This is a genomic window from Aminomonas paucivorans DSM 12260, from assembly GCF_000165795.1.
GTDB lineage: Bacteria > Synergistota > Synergistia > Synergistales > Synergistaceae > Aminomonas > Aminomonas paucivorans.
In genome coordinates this window covers 152,245-169,482 of record NZ_CM001022.1, presented here as the reverse complement: position 1 = coordinate 169,482, position 17,238 = coordinate 152,245, and the positions used below count along the sequence as shown (strand labels likewise).

Sequence of the window (17,238 nt, the reverse complement as noted above, 5' to 3'; positions counted from 1 at the left end):
GAGCAAGGCCGTGAACCGCCTGGCCCTCTTCTCCCTTTCCTCCTCCCTCCCCTGGGGGGAGGACCCGGCGACCCTCCTGAAGGGTGGACTCCTGGAGGAGGCCCTGCTGCTGCGCACCTGCTGGCGCCGGGAGCTGTACGCCCTGCTCCCCGAGACCCCCGCCCCGGGCCTGCCGGAGCCGGACCTGCGGGGCGGAGGGGTGGTGCGCCACCTGCTGCGGGTGCTCCTGGGGCTGGAGAGCTTCGCCGTGGGGGAGTCCCACGTGGTGCGCCAGGTGCGGGACGCCTACGAAGGCTGCGCCACCTGCGGTCCCACCCTGCACCGCCTCTTCCAGCGGGCCCTGGGGGTGGCGGGGGCGCTGCGCACCTCCTTCCACCCCGGGCGGGAACCCTCCATCCCCTGGCTGGCGGTGCAGGCCTTCCGGGAACACCCCCGGTGGCCGGAGGTGCGTGCCCTGGTGCTGGGGGCGGGGGAGATGGGACTGGAGACCGCCCGGGTCCTGGCGGCCTGCGACGTCCCCTGTCTTCTGGCGAACCGTTCCCCCCGGCCCCTGCCGGAGGACCCCCGCATCCTCCCTCTTCCTTGGGAGGGCTGGCCCGACGCCCTGGGACAAGTGGAAGGGGTGTTCTGCTGCACCGCCTCCCCGGCCCCCCTGCTGGGGCCGGAACCCCTGGAGGGACTGGCCCCGCCCCCCTGGGTGCTGGACCTGGGAAGCCCTCCCCAGAGCGCCCCCCTTCCCGGAACCCGTCGGGTCCTCCTGGCGGACCTGGCGAAGACCGCAGAGACGCTGCTGCGGGACTACCGGGCCTCCCTCTCCACCCTGGAGGAGGAGGCGGACCGGGCGGCGGAGGCCCTGGCGGGGGAGCTGGTCCACCGGTCCGGGGACACCTGGAAGCGCCTGGCCCTGGCTCGGGGCAAAGCCCTGGCCCGGGAACGGGCCGCCCTGGCGGCCTCCCGCTGCGGGGGGGACCCGAGGGACTTCGAGGTCTTCGCCGAAAGCCTTCTGGCGGGGTTCCTCCACCCCCTGCTGACCGCCCCCTCCGCCCACACCTCCCGGGCCTGGCGAATCCTCTCGGGGTCGGAGGAGGAAGCGCCGTGAGGGGCCCCTTCCGCCTCCTGGCGGCGCTGCGGACGGACGTCCCGGTCCTCCTGGCGGGGGGCGGGACCGTGGGGACCCGCAAGGCCCGGACCCTGGGGGACGCGGGGGCGAAGGTGCACCTGGTGAGCCCCGAGGCCACGGAGGAGCTGGCGGACCGGGCGGAGCGGGGGGAGATCCGCTGGGAGCGCCGAAGGGTGGCGGCGGAGGACTTTCGGGCCCACCGCTTCGCCGTGCTGGCCCTGGACGAGGCGACCACCCGGGAGGTGCTGCCCCTGGCGGAGGGTTCGGGGTGCCTGCTGTGCTGCTGCGCCCTCCCCCGGGCGGGAGACTTCGCCCTGGCGGCCCAATGGGAACACCACGGCTTCGCCCTGGGGGTGACCAGCGGCGGGGAGGACCCTGCGGGGGCCGGAGCGATGAAACGCCGCCTGAAGCGGCTTCTGGAAGGACAACACGGACCCGCCGGGGAGGCCCACGCCGCCCCGGGACGGGACGACACGAAGGAGAGGACCCCATGATCCTGCTCACCCGAGGAAGCCCCCTGGCACGCATCCAGACCCGGGGTTGGATGGACGCCCTGGAATCCCTGGGGGCCGAGACGACCCTCCAGGCGGTCTCCACCCACGGAGACCGGGATCGCACCACCCCCCTGCCCTGCTTCGGGGGCTTCGGGGCCTTCGTGAAGGCCCTGGAGGAGAAGCTCCTGGCGGGAGAGGGGGACGGGGCGGTGCACAGCCTCAAGGACGTGCCGGTGGCCCAACCCGAAGGGCTGGTCCTGGCGGGGGTCCTCCCCCGGGGCCCCGTGGGGGACTTGCTGGTGACCCGGGAGGGACTGTCCCTGGAGACGCTGCCCCCGGGCGCCCGGGTGGGGTCCTCCAGCCTACGGCGCACCGCCCAGGGCCTGCGGGTCCGGAAGGACCTGCGCTTCCTCTGCTGCCGGGGGAACGTGCAGACCCGACTTCGCAAGCTGGAGGCGGGGGAACTGGACGCCCTCATCCTGGCGGAGGCGGGGGTGCGCCGCCTGGGGCTGGACCTGCCCGGGGCGGTGCGGCTGCCCTTCCTGTCCACCCCCGGCCAGGGGGCGGTGGCCCTGGAGGCCCGGGCGGGATCGGTCCTGGAGAGCCTGGCCCGACAGACGAACCACCTCCCCACCTGGCTGGAGGTGTGCGGGGAAAGGCAGGTGCTGGGGGCCTTCGGGAAGGGCTGCTCCGCCCCCGTGGCGGTGCAGGGACGCTACGAGGGGGGCGTCCTCACCCTGGAGGCGGAGGTCCTGGCCCTGGACGGCTCCCAGTCCGTGGGGGCCTCCCTGGGGGGACCCGCGGGCACCGAGGAGGAGGCCCGAGCCCTGGGGCAGACCCTCTGGGACTCCCTGGCGGAGGCCCCCCTGGTGCGCCGCCTCCTGGAGGAGGTGACGGCATGACGGTCTTCCTGGTGGGGGCGGGATGCGGCTCCCCCCGGTGGCTCACCCAGGAGGCCCGGGAACTCCTGGAGAGGGCGAACCACCTGGTGTACGACCGGCTGACCCACCCGGACGCCCTGCTCCTGGCCCCCCGAGGCTGCCGCTTCCACCCCGTGGGCAAGCGGGAGGGGGACCACCTGAGCCCCCAGGAGGCCACCAACGCCCTGCTGGTACGCCTGGGGCGGGAGGGAGGCACGGTGGTGCGCCTCAAGGGAGGGGATCCCTTCGTCTTCGGGCGGGGGGGAGAGGAGGCCCGGGCCTGCGAGGCCGCCGGGGTGCCCTGGCGGGGGGTGCCGGGGATCACCGCCGCCTTCGGGGGCTTCCTGGGGGAGGGCATCTCCCTCACCCATCGGGGGCTGGCCGCCTCGGTCACCCTGGCCACGGGGCACCGGGGCCAGGGGGACGAGGAAACCTACTGGGAGGAGCTGGCCTGCACCTCCGGATCCCTGGTCCTCTACATGGGGGCCTCCGCCTTCGGGGACATCGCGGACCGGCTGGTGCGCCTGGGTCGGTCCCCCCACACCCCCGCCGCCGCAGTCACCTGGGGGGGATGGGGGCGAAGCCGCGTCCTCCGGGGCACCCTGGCCTCCCTGGGGGAACGGGCGCGACGGGGAGACGTCCCCAGCCCCTCGGTGATCCTCCTGGGGGAGGCGGCCCGGGAGACGCTGCACCCCTTCCGGGGTCCCCTCCGGGGCCTTCAGGTGGCGGTGTGCCGCCCCATGCCGGAGGCGGCCCGCACCGCCCGGTTCCTGGAGGGCCGGGGGGCGGACGCCTTTTCCCTGCCCCTGCTGGACCTGGAGCCCCTGGAGTTCCGGGAGCGGGAGGAGGCGGTCCGGGCGCTGGAGGAGGCAGACTGGACGGTCCTCACCAGCCCTCGGGGCCCCGGGGCCCTGCGCCGCCTGCTGCGGGACCTGCGCCGCCTGCGGGGACGCCTGGCCGCCCTGGGGCCGGGCACCGCCGGGGCCTGCGAGGCCCTGGGGCTGGTGCCGGACCTGGTGGCGGACCCGCCGGACAGCGAGGGCCTGGCCTCCGCCCTGGGCCGAACGCTGCGGCCCGGGGACCGGGTGGTCTTCCTGCGCAACGAACGGGCCTCCTCTCTCCCCGTGGAGGCGGCCCGGAAGGCGGGGGCCTCGGTGACCTGCCTGTCCGCCTACCGCATGGTCCCCCGGGAGATCCCCTGGATGGACCTGATCCGGGAGCACTGGGACGCCGCCCCGCCCCACGCCGCGGCCTTCGGCAGCGCCGCCACCGCCGAGGCCTGGAAGGCCGCCCTGGGGGACCTGCCCCCGGGGACCGTCCCCGTGGCCTGGGGGCGGGTCTGCGCCGCCGCCTGCGAGGACCTGTTCCGCCGCCCCGTCCGCACCCTCCCCTCCCCGGACCTGGAGGGGTTGGCGGCGACCCTGGAGGAACTGGCCATGGAGCGACACCACGACGCATCCCCCGATTCGGGGGAAGAGGGAGGACGGGCATGACCAATCGGGAATGGTACGAAAGGGCCTGCCGCAGCCTGGTGGGCGGGGTGAACAGCCCCGTGCGGGCCTGGGGCGCCGTGGGGGGGACCCCCCGGTTCTTCCTCCGGGGCCGGGGAGCGGTGCTGGAGGACGCGGAGGGACGGGAGGTCCTGGACTACGTGTGCAGTTGGGGCCCCCTGATCCTGGGGCACGCCTGTCCCGAAGTGGTCCGGGCGGTGGGGGAGGCGGCGGGACGCTCCACCTCCTTCGGCGCCCCCTGCCCGGGGGAGGTGGAGCTGGCGGAGGCGGTGAAACGGCGCTTCCCCTCCATCGAGAAGATCCGCTTCGTCAGCTCCGGCACCGAGGCCACCATGACGGCCCTGCGGCTGATGCGGGGCGTCACCGGGCGGGAGTGGATCGTCAAGTTCGCCGGGAACTACCACGGCCACAGCGACTCCCTGCTGGTGGCCGCGGGCTCCGGGGCCCTCACCTTCGGGGTCCCCACCTCCCCGGGCATCCCCGCCTCGGTGGCGGAGAAGACCCTGGTGCTGCCCTACAACGACCCGGAGGCGGCGGAGGACCTCTTCGCCCGCCTGGGAAAGGACATCGCCGGGGTGGTGGTGGAGCCTTGGGCGGGGAACATGGGCCTGGTGCCCCCGGCGCCGGGGTTCCTGGAGACCCTGCGGGACCTCACCGCCCGGCACGGGGCGCTGCTGGCCTTCGACGAGGTCATCACGGGCTTCCGGGTGCCCGAGGGAGGGGTGCAGCAGCGCATCGGCCTGACGCCGGACCTCACCTGCCTGGGCAAGGTGGTGGGGGGCGGCATGCCCGTGGGCGCCCTGGGAGGAGGAGCGGAGCTGATGGACCGCCTGGCCCCCCTGGGGCCGGTGTACCAGGCGGGGACCCTCTCGGGGAACCCCGTCTCCATGGCCTGCGGCCTGGCCACCCTGGAGGTGCTGGAACGCCCGGGGACCTACGAGACCCTGGAGGCCCGGGGGCGACAGCTGGAGGAGGGGCTTTCGGACGCCGCCCGAAGCGCGGGGCTTCCCCTCTCGGTGACCCGGCTGGGGTCCGTGCTGGGGCTCTTCTTCTCCCCCCGCGTCCCCGCCTCCCTGGAAGAGGTGAAGGCCACCCGGGGGGATCTGTACCCGGCCTTCTTCCACGGTATGATGGACCGGGGGCACGCCTTCGCCCCCAGCGCCTTCGAGGCGCTCTTCGTCTCCTCCGCCCACACGGAGGAGCAGATCGCCTCCACCGTCCGTGGGGCGGCGGAGGTCTTCCGGACCCTGGCACCCCAGGGCCCGGGGAAGGAGGGACGTTCATGACGACACGAGATCCGATGCAGGGAGTCTGCGGCCTGGACTGCGCCGCCTGCGGGGCCTACCGGGCCTGGCGGGACGACGACCAGTCCCTTCGGGAACAGACCGCACAAGAGTGGAGCGTCCAGTTCGGCACGCCCTTCGCGCCGGAGGACATCAACTGCTCCGGTTGCCGCACCTCCGGGGTCAAGGGGGGCTACACCGACGCCTGTCCCCTTCGGGGCTGCGCCATCCGCCGGGGGGAGCCCACCTGCGGGGACTGCGGCGACTTCGGGGACTGCGCCAGCCGCCGGGAGTTCGAGGCCCAGTCGGGCCTGGACATGGGGGCCCTCTTCGCCCCGAAGGCAAGGCCGTGAGGGGGCGCTTCCCCGTCTCCCGCCCCCGGCGGAACCGCCTCTCCCCGGCCGTCCGCTCCCTGCTGGCGGAGACCGCCCTGGAGCCTCGGCACCTGGTGCTGCCCTTCTTCACCGTCCCCGGATCGGGGGTGAAACGGGAGATCCCCTCCCTCCCCGGCCTCTTCCACTGGAGCGTCGACCGGCTGCCGGAGCTGGTGGAACCCGCCCTGGAGGCGGGGGTGCGGGCCTTCCTGCTCTTCGGCCTGCCCTCCCGCAAGGACGAGAGGGGGAGCAGCGCCGACGACCCGGACCAGCCGGTGCAACGGGCCCTGGGGTTCCTGCGGGGACGCTACCCCCAGGCCCTGCTGGCCTCGGACGTGTGCCTCTGCGAGTACACCAGCCACGGCCACTGCGGCTGTCTGGCGGGGCAGGAGGTGGACAACGACGCCACCCTGGAGCGCCTGGCCTCCGTGGCTCTCAGCCACGCCCGGGCGGGAGCCCACGTGGTGGCCCCCTCGGACATGATGGACGGCCGGGTGGGGGCGATCCGCTACGCCCTGGACGGGGCAGGCTTCTCCTCCGTGGGGATCTGGAGCTACGCCGCCAAGTTCGCCTCCGCCTTCTACGGCCCCTTCCGGGACGCGGCGGGGAGCGCCCCGGAGTTCGGGGACCGGCGGGGCTACCAGCTTCCCGTGTCCAATCCCCGGGAGGCCCTTCGGGACGCCCTGATGGACGAGGACGAGGGGGCGGACCTGCTCCTCGTGAAGCCCGCGGGAACCTCCCTGGACATCGCCGCTCGGCTTCGGGGCCGCACGGAGCTGCCCCTGGGGGGATACGTGGTGAGCGGGGAGTACATGATGCTGCGCTGCGCCGCCGGTGCGGGAGCCCTGGACGAACGCCGGGCGGTGCTGGAGTACCATCTGGCGGTCCGCCGAGCGGGGTGCGACGTGGTGGTCACCTACCTGGCTGCGGAGATCGCCCGGTGGCTTCGGGAAGAGGCCTAGGGAGACCGGTGCCCTGAGGCCCCCCGCCCCTTCCCGATCCTCTCTGCGGATCCGACGGGAAGACCTTCTGGAGGCGTGCCGCGACCTGCTGAACCCGGAGGACGCCCACCGCCTCTGGGAGGACCTCTCCCAACGATCCACCGAGGCGGAGCAAGATGCGGAGCAGGTCTACGAGGAACTCCAGCGCAAGGACCCGGGCCTCTCGGCCCTGAGGTTCGACCTGGTGGCCTACTTCTTGGGGGCCCTGGTGGTCATGGCTGCCCTGGGGTGGCTCCTCAACGAATCGTGGCTCTCCCTGGGAAGCTGGGGGGTGGCGGCCATCGCGGCGGCCTACGGTCTGGGCTTCTGGTTCCTGGGGGACCGGCTGCACCGCCGGGGGCTGCGGGTCCCCGGCGGGCTGCTCCTCACCCTGGCGGCCTGGACGGTGCCCCTGGCCATCTGGGGGATCGAACACGCCCTGGGGCTGTGGCACGAGGATCCCCTGACCCGCTACCGCAGCTACTACCAGTGGATCCGCTCGGGCTGGCTGCCCCTGGAGCTGGGGTGCATCGCCGCATCGGCGCTGCTGTTCGCCCGCTACCGCTTCCCCACCCTGCTGTTCACCCTGTGCTTCTCCCTCTGGTACCTGTCCATGGATCTCACCCCCCTGCTTTTCGGGGAACCCTTCGACTGGAGGGACCGCGCCCGGGTCTCCCTGGTCTGCGGCCTCCTCTACCTGCTCGCGGCCACCCTGGTGGACCGGCGCACGGAGCGGGATCACGCCTTCTGGCTCTACCTCTTCGGCACCCTGTCCTTCTGGGGGGGGCTGTCTCTCCTGGACAGCGGCTCGGAATGGGGGCGCCTGGCCTACGGGACGATCAACCTGGGAATGGTGTTTCTCTCGGTCCCCCTCCAGAGGGGGGTGCTGGCGGTCTTCGGCCTGCTGGGCTTCTTCGGCTACCTGGGGCACCTGGCCTTCCGGGTGTTCCGGGACTCCCTGCTCTTCCCCTTCGTCCTCACCGCCCTGGGGCTCTCCCTCATCGCCTCGGGGCTCCTCTACCGCCGCTTCCGACCCCGTCTGGAGGCGATCCTTTCGGACCGCCTCCCCGAAGCCCTGCGCCGCCTGCTGCCCCGCCACCGGGGCGGCCGGACCTAGCCGTGGAAACGCCCGTCGAAACCCGGGACCGGGGGGACATCCTGGCCCTCCTGAGGGAGACCGCCTCCCGATACCGCGCCGGGGACGGGGAGGGTTTCGCCGGAGGGCTGCGGGAGGCGGAGGAGGCCATCGAGACCCGGACGACCCGGGAGGGGGCGGCGGCGACCCGGTCCCTGCGGGGGGAACTGCTCCTGGTCACGGCCCTGGGGCACCTGCGGGACCCGGAGCGCCTCTCTGCCCTCTATGCCCAAGCGGAGCCCCTTATGGACGGCCGTTCCCAGGTGCTGGGCCCCCACGACCCCTTCCATCAGGGGGCCTCGGGGGTCCTGGGGCTGGTCCACCGAACCCCCGGGACAGCCCGCCGGGCGGCGGACCACCTGAAGAGAGCCGTGGAGATCCATCATCGCCTCACGGGAGGCGGCGCGGGGGTGGATCTCCTCTGCGAGGCGGACCTGGCCTACTACTCCGGGGATCTCCAGACCGGGGAGGTGCTGGCCTACCGGGCCATCTACGCGGCCCACCACGAGGGGCAGGACGTGCTGCTCCTGGACGCGGCCAAGCTCCTGGCCCACCTGGTCAAGCACCGGGGGGACTTCCGGGGCTGGCAGGTCGCCGTGGACCTGCTGAACCACGAAGAGGGGACAAAGCGCCCCAACGAGGCCCTGTGCCAAGAGAAGCGCGCGGGGCTCCTGGACGAGCTTCTCCTCTCCCTGGGGGACCTCTCCCCGGGAGAACGGACCCGGACCATCCCCCCTCTGTCCCTCCACCCCTTCCACCGCTTCACGACCTTCTGGAACCACCTGCTGTACCTGTTCTACTCCTCCCGGCACGAACAGTTTCTGGGGGCTTCGGAGGCCTTCCTGGACCTCTGCGGGAAGGAGCAGATCCCCCTCTCGGAGGCCTACACCCTCTTTTTCCAGGGAGCCTCCCTCCTGGCCCTGGGCAGACGGGACGAGGCCCGGGAGCGGGTGGACCGGGGGTGCCGCACCGTGGTCCCCGACGGGCTGTACCTGGTGGCGGCGGAGACCTCTCCCCTGCTTGGGGACCTGGTGGAGGAATGGCTGCGTCGCCACGACCCCTCCGCCCTGAAGACGGTGAGGCGCATCCGGGAGGGATTGGCGAGCCATCTGGGGGACCTGCGGGAGGCCATCCGCCGGGGAAACATCGCCGAGGCCCTGAGCGACCGGGAACTGGCGGTGGCCCGGCTGGCGGCGGAGGGGCTGCGCAACGCGGACATCGCCTGCCGCCTGAGCATCACGGAGCACACCGTGAAGAGCCACCTGAAGGCGGTCTTCTCCAAGCTGGAAGTCGCCCGGCGCTACGAGCTTCGGGAACGGCTGACCCGCTAGCCCCCCTCGCCTCTCACCCCAAGAATCCCTCCTTTCGAGGGATGCGCTCCTCCACCCCCTGGACCTAGCATGTTTCTTCGGGTACGGAGCTTTCGAGCCCCTTCCCTCGTGCCTCGTCCCGCCGTCTTCGGAAAAACTCCATGGGCACGCAGGAAGCCCGGTGGCACCCCCAGGGAATACACTCCATGAAAGACTGCCTCAGAAGCCCTCAGGAAACGGCCCGGGGGCAAGGCGCTGCGGATCGAAAGAAGGAGGTGCAAGGATGTACCGATTGCGGGAGGACCATACCTACCACATGCCGGCTCACTTCGGGGGGCAACCCGGGGGGTTGAGCTGGGTCTGCCGATGCTCCGACGTGCACGCCCTTTCCCTGGTCTACGAGACGGACCGGGACCGGCTGGAGGCCTACGTGCACGAGGATTTCGAACTGCTGCGCCCGGAGATCTCCGTCCAGATGTCCCAGATGCGCATGGTGGACTTCATGGCCAACGGGGGCTACAACCTGGTGCAGGTTTCCGTCCCCGTGGCCTACCGGCGCGAGGCGGGGCTCACGGGGGTGTACCCCCTCGTGGTGTGGGAGAACCAGACCTGGCCCATCATCGGGGGACGGGAGGAGACGGGGGTCCCCAAGATCTTCGCGGACATCGCAGACCTCCACTCCCGGGGGGACCACGTCTTCACCTGCGCCTCCTTCTGGAGCCGCACCTTCCTGGAGCTGGACTTCTTCGGAAAGCGCGACGCCACCCCCGAGGAGCTGGCCCAAACCAACCGGGACATGGAACACATCCACCTGCTGGGCTACCGATACATCCCCAACGTGGGAGGCCCCGGGGCGGCCCTGAGCCAGGCCACCCTGTACCCCCAGGCCATGCGCTGCGACCGGGTCGTCCTGGGAGAGGGAGCCCTGCGGTGGCACGTTCCGGCCTTCCCGGAACACCACCCGGGACAGCACCACATCCTCCGCGCCCTGGGAGAGCTTCCCCTGGGACGCATGATCGACGCCCGGCTCCTCCACGGGGAGATCACCATGAACCCGCCGGACGCCCGGACGCTGCCTTAGGGCGGCCACAGAGAGGGAGGGGAAGGACATGCGCGAGACCTACGAGGGAAAGGTGGCGGTGGTCACCGGCGCCGCCGACGGCATGGGTCTGGGTCTCTGCCGACGGCTGGCGGAGCTGGGGGCCTACGTGGTCATGGGGGATATCAACGGGGAAAAACTGAACGCCGAGGTGGCGCGCATCAACCAGGAACACCCGGGACACGCCCTGGCCCGGGTCACCGACGTGACGAAGAAGGACCAGATCCGGAGCCTGATCCGCAAGACCGTGGAGTGGAAGGGGTTCGTGCACTTCCTCTTCAACAACGCGGGCATGGGGGGCACCCTGCCGGTGGACCAGCTGGAGCTGGAGGACTGGCGCTCCCTCTTCGAACTCAACTTCTGGAGCGTCCTCCAGGGCATCTACGCGGTGCTGCCCATCATGCGGATGCAGGGAGGCGGACACATCGTCAACACCTCTTCCATCGCGGGGATCGTCCCCCTCCCCTACCAGGAGGCCTACTGCGCCACCAAGTACGCCGTGAGCGCCGTGGGGCAGTGCCTGCGCTACGAGCTTTGGGACGAGAACATCCGCTTCTCCACCGTGTGCCCCAGCAACGTGGCCACCTCCATCTTCTCGGGGCTGCCCGTCCCCGACGACGCGGTGAGCGTGGAGGAGGCGGTGGAGACCATCCTGGCGGGGGTGGGGCGCAACGAGAACCTCATCGTCTTCCCCGAGGCGGACCGCAAGCGGTGGGAGCGGTTCCAGACCGCCCCGGAGGAGCAGGAGCAGATCCTGCTGGGGATGGCCCGGGTGCGCAAGGAGAACTACCGCACCAAGGGCCGATACTTCTAGGGAAACCCGGGGAAGGGGGCTCCAGGGGGAGTCCCGCGCCCCCCGGGGCGGCGCACCTTCTCGCTCCCTTCCCCCGGGACGAACCTCACGCTCCACAGCGGATCTTCGGCGCCCGTGGCGGGCTTTCCCGCCTGCCCCGGGCGCCTCTTCTTGAGGAAGGGTGGATCGGGAATGAGAACACGACCTCGATGGATCGCCGCCGGATGGGGAATCCTGCTGGCCCTGTCGCTCTGGTGCGCCGGGGCGGGGGCGGCGGGCACCGTCTGGTACGTCACCGGAACCGGTGCAGGAGCAAAAGACGGGACGAGCTGGGCCCACGCCTTCGCCTCGTCGGACCTGGGCGCGGCCATCCAGGGGGCAGCCCCGGGGGACGAGGTCTGGGTGGCCCAGGGGACCTATCTGCCCGGCGTAACCTCGGGGGACTCCTTCGTGCTGAAACCGGGGGTGTCGGTCTACGGGGGCTTCGGGGGGACCGAGACGAGGCGCGACCAAAGGGTCCCCAAGACCCACGTGACGGTCCTCTCGGGGAACATCGGCGACCCCGCCACGTCGGCGGACAACGTCTGCCACGTGGTGACCGCCCCCTTCGGCGTGACGGGTTCCACCGTCCTCGACGGCTTCACCATCCGGGACGGCAACGCCCGTGGGGGGTTCTTCGCTTCCTCGGGCTCGGGCGGAGGACTCTACAACAGCTCGGCCAGCCCCCGGGTGAGCCGGTGCACCTTCCTCCGCAACGACGCCTTCAAGGGCGGGGGGGTAGGCAACGCCGGATCGGAAGCCAGCCCCGTCATCACGGACTGCACCTTCCGGGACAACGGCGCGAGAAGCGGCGGCGGGATCGCCAGTTCCGGATCGAACGCTCCGAAGATCTCCTGCTGCACCTTCGTGGAAAACGTAGCGGGCAACGGCGGCGCCGTCTACGGGGAGACCGGCAGCGCCGGGGAAATCGCCAACTGCACCTTCGTGGAGAACGTCGCCTGGGACGACGGGGGCGGGGCGCTGCTCCTCGCCTCGAACCACACCCGGGTCCGGAACTGCACCTTCCTGAACAACCGGACCACCCGGGACCCCTCCCGGGGCCAGAGCGTCTACGTCACCGCCTGCAGCCCCACGGACGGCACGTCCATCCTCCACTGCATCCTCTGGAACTCCGTCCCCAGCGCCCTGAAGGAAGTGGAGTACGCCGCGGGTGCCGCCCCCACCTTCGAGTACGGGGTGCTGCGGGGGACCTACGACGGCAACGAGGCCGCCCTACACCTCCTCTCCGGTGACCCGCTCCTGGCCCCCCTGGCCGACAACGGGGGCTTCACCCAGACCTGCGCGATCCTGCCGGGCAGCTCCGCCGCCGACGTCGACTCTCCCCACCCGTTTCCCGCCACGGACCAACGGGGCGTGAGCCGCCCCCAAGGACCCAAGGGAGACTACGGGGCCTTCGAGAAACCCTTCGTGCCCTCCCCCAGCCCCACCCCCAGCCCCTCCCCCGGGACGCCCACCCCCGGGGAGATCACCCCCTCCCCCGTGCCGGAGGTGACCCCGGACCCCGGGACGGTCACCCCCCTCCCGACGAGCCTCCTCACCCCCACGCCGGTCGTCCCCTCTTCCCCCGCCTCCCTCCCCACGACCTCCCCCACGGGAAGCCTCCGGGGCGGAAGCGGAGGGTGCTCATCCCTCCGGTACGGCTCCCTCGTCTGGGCGCTTCTGGTCCCCCTGTGCCTGCTGAAGGGAGGCAGGCCCTAGACCCCTGGGGCAGGACAGACCACGCCCCGCAGGGTACGCCCTCCTCCGGCGGAGGTCCGGACACGGAGGGATCGGTCCCACGGATTGTTCGCCCGCGGGCGGAATCGTCCCCTCGGCCTAGTCCGCCAGCAGCGCCTTGGCCCGGCGCAGGGCCAGGTCGGCGTAGCAGGTGGGTTCGTGGATGTACGCCGTCACCAGCTCCAGGGTGACGGTCCCGTCGTACCCCCGACGCTTCAGGTCCCGCAGCAGGGGCCCCAGGGGCATGTTCCCGTCCCCGGGGAGGTAGTGGGTGTCGCTGATCCCGTCGCTGTCCACCAGGTGGAGGTGCCGCACCCGGTCCCCCAGCTTGGCGAAGTAGCTGGACACGGGCTCCCGGTTCACGTAGGGGGCGCAGACGTCGCACATGGTGACCAGCCGGGGGGAGGAGATCTCCCGGAACACCTGGGCCAGGTCGTCGGCGGTGCAGACCACGTTGGACTCGTAGCGGGTGAGGGCCTCCAGGCAGAGGGTCATGCCGATGCTATCCCCGTGGGCCACCAGCTCCCGCAGACAGTCCAGGAGACGGGGCCAGTAGACCTCCTTCGGGGTGTCGTACCCCGCGTGGGCCGCGGAGATGAGGGTGAACCCCGCCCCCATGGCGGCGGCCATGTCCATGGAGAGCTTGATGTAGTCCAGGCTGTCCCGGCGCATCCGCTCGCTGCCGATCATCATGTTGTACGGGTAGGCGTTGGTCTCGGGGGTGTAGCCCACGATGGGCACCCCGTAGTCCCGGGAGAGGCGCACCAGGTCCTTCAGGTCCCCCGCCGCCAGGTCCGGGGCATAGGCGTGGGGACGGCCCCCCCAGATCTCGATGCCGTCGTAGCCCAGCTCCGCGGCGTCGCGGAAGGCCTTCTCCAGGGGATCGCGCATGTAGCCGGAGGTGAACATGCAGAACTTCACCGTTTCCTGCCTCCCTTCGCACCGGGGGGACCGGGGTCCCCCCGCAGCGGGCCGGGGCCTAGTACTCCGCCAGCCCTCCGTAGTAGCGCCGATGGTCCGGGTTGTGGTCCTTGTGCAGGGACAGGTAGTAGCAGAACCACTCCAGGGGGACGAAGAGGGTCATGGGGGCCAGCCAGGGGTGCAGCCCCTCCCCGATCTCCCGGTGGTCGAAGACGATCACGTCGTCGGTGTGACGCCGCACGAAGTCCAGGGCCCGCTGGGCGGTGTGGCGGCTCTCGTCGGTCCCCAGGAGGAACAGGAAGGGCACCCCCGGCTCCGCCACCTCCAGGGGGCCGTGGCGGAACTCCGCCGCGTCCAGGCAGCTCCCGTGGGTCCAGGTGAACTCCAGGAGGGTCACGATGCCCTCCTTGTAGGCCAGGGGCTTCAGGGGCCCCGCCGCCACGGTGTAGAGGAAGGGCCAGCGGGAGGCCCGCTCCCCCAGGGCCCGTCCCTTCTCCTCCCACCCCGCCACCAGCCGGGCCAGCACCCCCGGCAGCTTGGTCAGATCCGCGGCAATGCGCTCCAGCTCCGGATGCGGGGCCACGCGACGCAGGAACTCCAGGACGAAGGCGTAGGCCACCAGCAGGTGGGCCTCCCAGATGCACTCCGCCCCGTAGGCCACCACCCGGTCCCCCAGGGCGGCGATGGGGTTCTCCTCCCTTCCCGTCACCGCCACCGTGTAGGCCCCCGCCGCCTTGGCCTTCTCCAGGGCCAGGCAGACCTCCTCGGTCTTCCCGTAGTGGGAGATGGCGATGAGGGCGCACTTCCGGTCCAGGCGATGCGGCGGGTTGTCGCAGAAGTCCCAGCCGCTGTAGGCCGTCGCGGGAACGGAGGAAAACCGCTCCATCAGCCGGGCCGCCGTCTGGGCGGCGCACAGGGGGGAACCGCAGGCCACGAAGTAGACCCGGTCCACCCCCCGGTCCGCCATCTCCCCGGCCATCTCCCCGATGCGGGGGAAATCCCTTCGGAGAATCGTCTCCACCTCGTGGACCATGTTCTCCGTCACCAGAAACTCCACGGTGTTCTTGTCGATCTGAAGCATGTCCATTCCTCCCGAAAGCCCCGGGAAGGGAACGCCTTCCCGGGGGATGTGTCCGAATCCAGCTGCGGCGACCGTCGAGTTCCAGGCGACCGGTCCGCCCCCGGGTCGTCCGGATCAGGACTCCGTGACGCCCCGGTTCTTCCGGTTCCAGAACCAGTAGCAGGGCAGCCCCGTGAGGATCACCACCACCGCGCAGACCAACCCCGGCATGGGGGCCCACAGGAACGTGGACACCACCAGCATGAGGCTGGTGCCGATGGCCAGGATCGTCATGGGCCAGAAGAGGGGGGTGCGCCACAGGGGATTGTAGTCCTCCCTGCGACGGCACCAGAGGATGGAGCAGAAGGTCATGGTGTTCTTGAAGCAGAGGACCAGAGTGAAGTATCCCAGCAGGTCCCGGAGGTTGGAGATGTAGATCAGCAGAATCCCCAGCATGCATTGAACGACGATGGAAAAGTCCGGGGTGGCGTACTTCTCGTGGACGTGGGCGAACTGCCGGAAGAAGAGCCCGTCCTTGGCCATGGCGTACTCCAGCCGGGGCTGGTACATGATGCAGCTGGAGAGGGAACCGATGATGACGATGATCCCCGTGATCGCCACGAACTTGCTGGCCAGCCCCCCGATGCCCGGAACCTGGGCGATGGCGTCGGCGATGGGTGCCTGGGAGGCGCAGAGTCTGTCGAAGGGCAGCAGGCCGCACATCACCACCGCCAGGGCGCTGTACAGCGCCAGCACCAGGAGGCAGGAGCCGATGAGGGCCCGGGGCATGGTCCGCCCGGGGTCCTTGATCTCCCCGGTCATGTAGGTGATGGCGGACATGCCCGTGTAGGACCAGCTGGTGGCGGAGATCCCCGCCCAGAGAGCGGACATGCCCGTGGGCGCTCCCTCCGCCGCGGGGGCCCCCAGGAAGGTCCCCTTCAGGTAGAACAGCCCCACCCCGATGACCACCACGAAGGGCAGCACCTTGGCGGCGGTGATGAGGGTCTGGAACCCCCCGCCACCCTCCACGGAGCGCAGGTGGAGGGTCATGAAGGCCAGCACCAGGACGGTGGCGATGAGCTTGCCCTGGATCGTGTCCGCCCCGAAGGGGACGAACACCGTGAGGTAGTTGAGGATCGCCAGGGCCATGATGGAGATGGAGGGAGGGTCGTTGGCCCAGAAGGTGGCCCAGCCGCTGAGGAAGGCCAGGGGCCGGCTTCCCGCCATCTTCAGGTAGATGTAGTCCGCCCCGTCCACGGGATAGGCGGTGGAGAGCTCCGCGTACACGCACATCTGAGGGATGATGATCAGTCCGCCCACCACGAAGGCCAGGATGGTCATGAGGGGCGAACCCGCCGCCCCCGCCACCTCGCCCACGGAGGCGAAGATCCCGGACCCCACCGTGGTCCCCACGGCGATGGCCAGGGCGGCCCAGAAACCCAGCTTGCGTCCCAGTTCCTTGGTCTGTCCGCTCACTTCGTCTGCCTCCTTCGCTTCGGTCTTCCCAGGGTGCCCCTCTTTTCCGCAAACCTCCTTTCCTGGGGATGCGCCGCGTCGGATCGGGAAAAGGCAAGACCCCATCAGGGGGACGCCCTCGGGCCTCCCGGGCCTGCCGCTTCCGGTTCCGTCGATGCCTTGGCGGATCGTCCCCGGGGGCGGCCCCCCGGGGCGGGGGCTACCAGGCCCCCAGGGTGGTCAGGGTGACGGAGGCGTTCTCCGCCCCCAGGGCCATGCAGCGGGCCAGGGGCTCCCCCAGCAGGACCCCGCGCATGAACCCGGCGATGTAGCTGTCCCCGGCTCCCATGTTGTCCACCACCTCCACGGGAACGATGCCGAAGGGGGTGAACTCCTTCCCGTCCCAGGCCAGGCTCCCGTTGGCCCCCAGGGTGGCCACCGCCACCCGAGGCCCCCGGGCCTGGGCCCGGCAGATCAGATCCCGCACGAAGGGGGTGTCCTCCTCGGCGGCGAAGAAGGCGTAGTCCACGTGGGGCAGGGCGATCCCCAGGATCTCGTGGTCGTACTTGTCCGCGAAGTCGAAGGAGATCAGGGGGCCCCGACGGTGGAGTTCCGGCAGGTCCCGCTCCACCATCCCCCAGATCCCCGTGTGTACCAGGTCGAAGCCCCGGAGGAACGCCCGGTCCTCCTCGTCGAGGCGAAAGTCCGCCATGACCCCTTCCTCGTAGTCCCCGAAGACCCGCTGCCCCTCCACCAGCTTGATGGTGGACACGGCGGTCTTGCCGGGGAGGGTACGCACCCGGGACACGTCCACTCCCTTGGCGGCCACGGCCTCCCGAAGCCGGGCTCCGTGTTCGTCGTCCCCCACCACCCCCAGGTAGGAGGGATGCTCCCCCAGACGGGCCAGATAGACCGCCACGTTCACCGGATTGCCCCCGGGAAAGGCCCGGTTGCCCAGGTTCACGTAGACGTCCATGCAGTTGTCCCCCACCGTGGCGATCCGCAAA

General features: G+C 71.2%; 16 protein-coding genes. 12 read left to right on the top strand and 4 right to left on the bottom strand.

Annotated elements, in window-relative coordinates; all coding sequences use genetic code 11:
- Window positions 1–10 precede the first annotated feature (10 nt).
- The 12 genes from APAU_RS14450 to APAU_RS00690 all read left to right on the top strand — a co-directional run bounded on the left by APAU_RS14450 (window position 11) and on the right by APAU_RS00690 (window position 12,777).
- On the top strand, window positions 11–1,099 hold the full coding sequence (locus APAU_RS14450; protein ID WP_006299732.1) for a glutamyl-tRNA reductase: 1,089 nt from the start codon (window positions 11–13) through the stop codon (window positions 1,097–1,099).
- Window positions 1,096–1,614 (top strand): precorrin-2 dehydrogenase/sirohydrochlorin ferrochelatase family protein, encoded by a 519-nt coding sequence (locus tag APAU_RS00740; RefSeq protein ID WP_006299731.1) that lies wholly within the window; start codon window positions 1,096–1,098, stop codon window positions 1,612–1,614. The genes APAU_RS14450 and APAU_RS00740 overlap by 4 nt, the downstream gene beginning before the upstream one ends.
- Complete coding sequence (gene hemC / locus APAU_RS00735; RefSeq protein WP_006299730.1) at window positions 1,611–2,516, top strand: hydroxymethylbilane synthase; 906 nt, start codon at window positions 1,611–1,613, stop codon at window positions 2,514–2,516. Before APAU_RS00740 ends, hemC begins: the two co-directional genes overlap by 4 nt.
- The gene (gene cobA, locus APAU_RS00730; RefSeq protein WP_006299729.1) at window positions 2,513–4,027 is read left to right on the top strand and encodes a uroporphyrinogen-III C-methyltransferase; all 1,515 of its coding nucleotides are present in this window, start codon (window positions 2,513–2,515) and stop codon (window positions 4,025–4,027) included. Before hemC ends, cobA begins: the two co-directional genes overlap by 4 nt.
- The gene (gene hemL / locus APAU_RS00725; protein WP_006299728.1) at window positions 4,024–5,331 is read left to right on the top strand and encodes a glutamate-1-semialdehyde 2,1-aminomutase; all 1,308 of its coding nucleotides are present in this window, start codon (window positions 4,024–4,026) and stop codon (window positions 5,329–5,331) included. The genes cobA and hemL overlap by 4 nt, the downstream gene beginning before the upstream one ends.
- Entirely contained in the window at window positions 5,328–5,681 is a 354-nt protein-coding gene (locus tag APAU_RS00720) for a DUF3795 domain-containing protein (RefSeq protein ID WP_006299727.1), read from the top strand. The genes hemL and APAU_RS00720 overlap by 4 nt, the downstream gene beginning before the upstream one ends.
- A complete protein-coding gene (gene hemB, locus APAU_RS00715; protein ID WP_006299726.1) occupies window positions 5,678–6,664 on the top strand; it encodes a porphobilinogen synthase in 987 nt (328 codons plus the stop codon). The genes APAU_RS00720 and hemB overlap by 4 nt, the downstream gene beginning before the upstream one ends.
- A gap of 223 nt (window positions 6,665–6,887) precedes the next feature.
- A complete protein-coding gene (locus APAU_RS13160; RefSeq protein ID WP_156789384.1) occupies window positions 6,888–7,799 on the top strand; it encodes a DUF2157 domain-containing protein in 912 nt (303 codons plus the stop codon).
- 2 nt (window positions 7,800–7,801) lie between these two features.
- Entirely contained in the window at window positions 7,802–9,148 is a 1,347-nt protein-coding gene (locus tag APAU_RS14445; RefSeq protein WP_006299723.1) for a helix-turn-helix transcriptional regulator, read from the top strand.
- Between the two features lie 262 nt (window positions 9,149–9,410).
- Window positions 9,411–10,208 carry an acetoacetate decarboxylase family protein gene (locus APAU_RS00700; RefSeq protein ID WP_006299721.1) on the top strand — a complete coding sequence of 266 codons (798 nt, stop codon included), beginning with the start codon at window positions 9,411–9,413 and terminating at the stop codon, window positions 10,206–10,208.
- 28 nt (window positions 10,209–10,236) lie between these two features.
- Window positions 10,237–11,040 carry an SDR family NAD(P)-dependent oxidoreductase gene (locus APAU_RS00695; RefSeq protein ID WP_006299720.1) on the top strand — a complete coding sequence of 268 codons (804 nt, stop codon included), beginning with the start codon at window positions 10,237–10,239 and terminating at the stop codon, window positions 11,038–11,040.
- 171 nt (window positions 11,041–11,211) lie between these two features.
- Window positions 11,212–12,777 (top strand): right-handed parallel beta-helix repeat-containing protein, encoded by a 1,566-nt coding sequence (locus APAU_RS00690; protein WP_006299719.1) that lies wholly within the window; start codon window positions 11,212–11,214, stop codon window positions 12,775–12,777.
- 117 nt (window positions 12,778–12,894) lie between these two features.
- Here APAU_RS00690 and frlC read toward each other — a convergent pair whose 3' ends face one another.
- The 4 genes from frlC to frlD form a co-directional block, all read right to left on the bottom strand.
- Complete coding sequence (frlC, locus tag APAU_RS00685) at window positions 12,895–13,716, bottom strand: fructoselysine 3-epimerase (protein ID WP_006299718.1); 822 nt, start codon at window positions 13,714–13,716, stop codon at window positions 12,895–12,897.
- Between the two features lie 58 nt (window positions 13,717–13,774).
- Window positions 13,775–14,797, bottom strand: a complete 1,023-nt coding sequence (gene frlB, locus APAU_RS00680) for a fructoselysine 6-phosphate deglycase (RefSeq protein ID WP_006299717.1) — start codon at window positions 14,795–14,797, stop codon at window positions 13,775–13,777.
- Window positions 14,798–14,911: 114 nt separating this feature from the next.
- The gene (locus APAU_RS00675; RefSeq protein WP_006299716.1) at window positions 14,912–16,252 is read right to left on the bottom strand and encodes an amino acid permease; all 1,341 of its coding nucleotides are present in this window, start codon (window positions 16,250–16,252) and stop codon (window positions 14,912–14,914) included.
- A gap of 199 nt (window positions 16,253–16,451) precedes the next feature.
- Window positions 16,452–17,237, bottom strand: a complete 786-nt coding sequence (gene frlD, locus APAU_RS00670) for a fructoselysine 6-kinase (RefSeq protein ID WP_006299715.1) — start codon at window positions 17,235–17,237, stop codon at window positions 16,452–16,454.
- Window position 17,238: the final 1 nt, after the last annotated feature.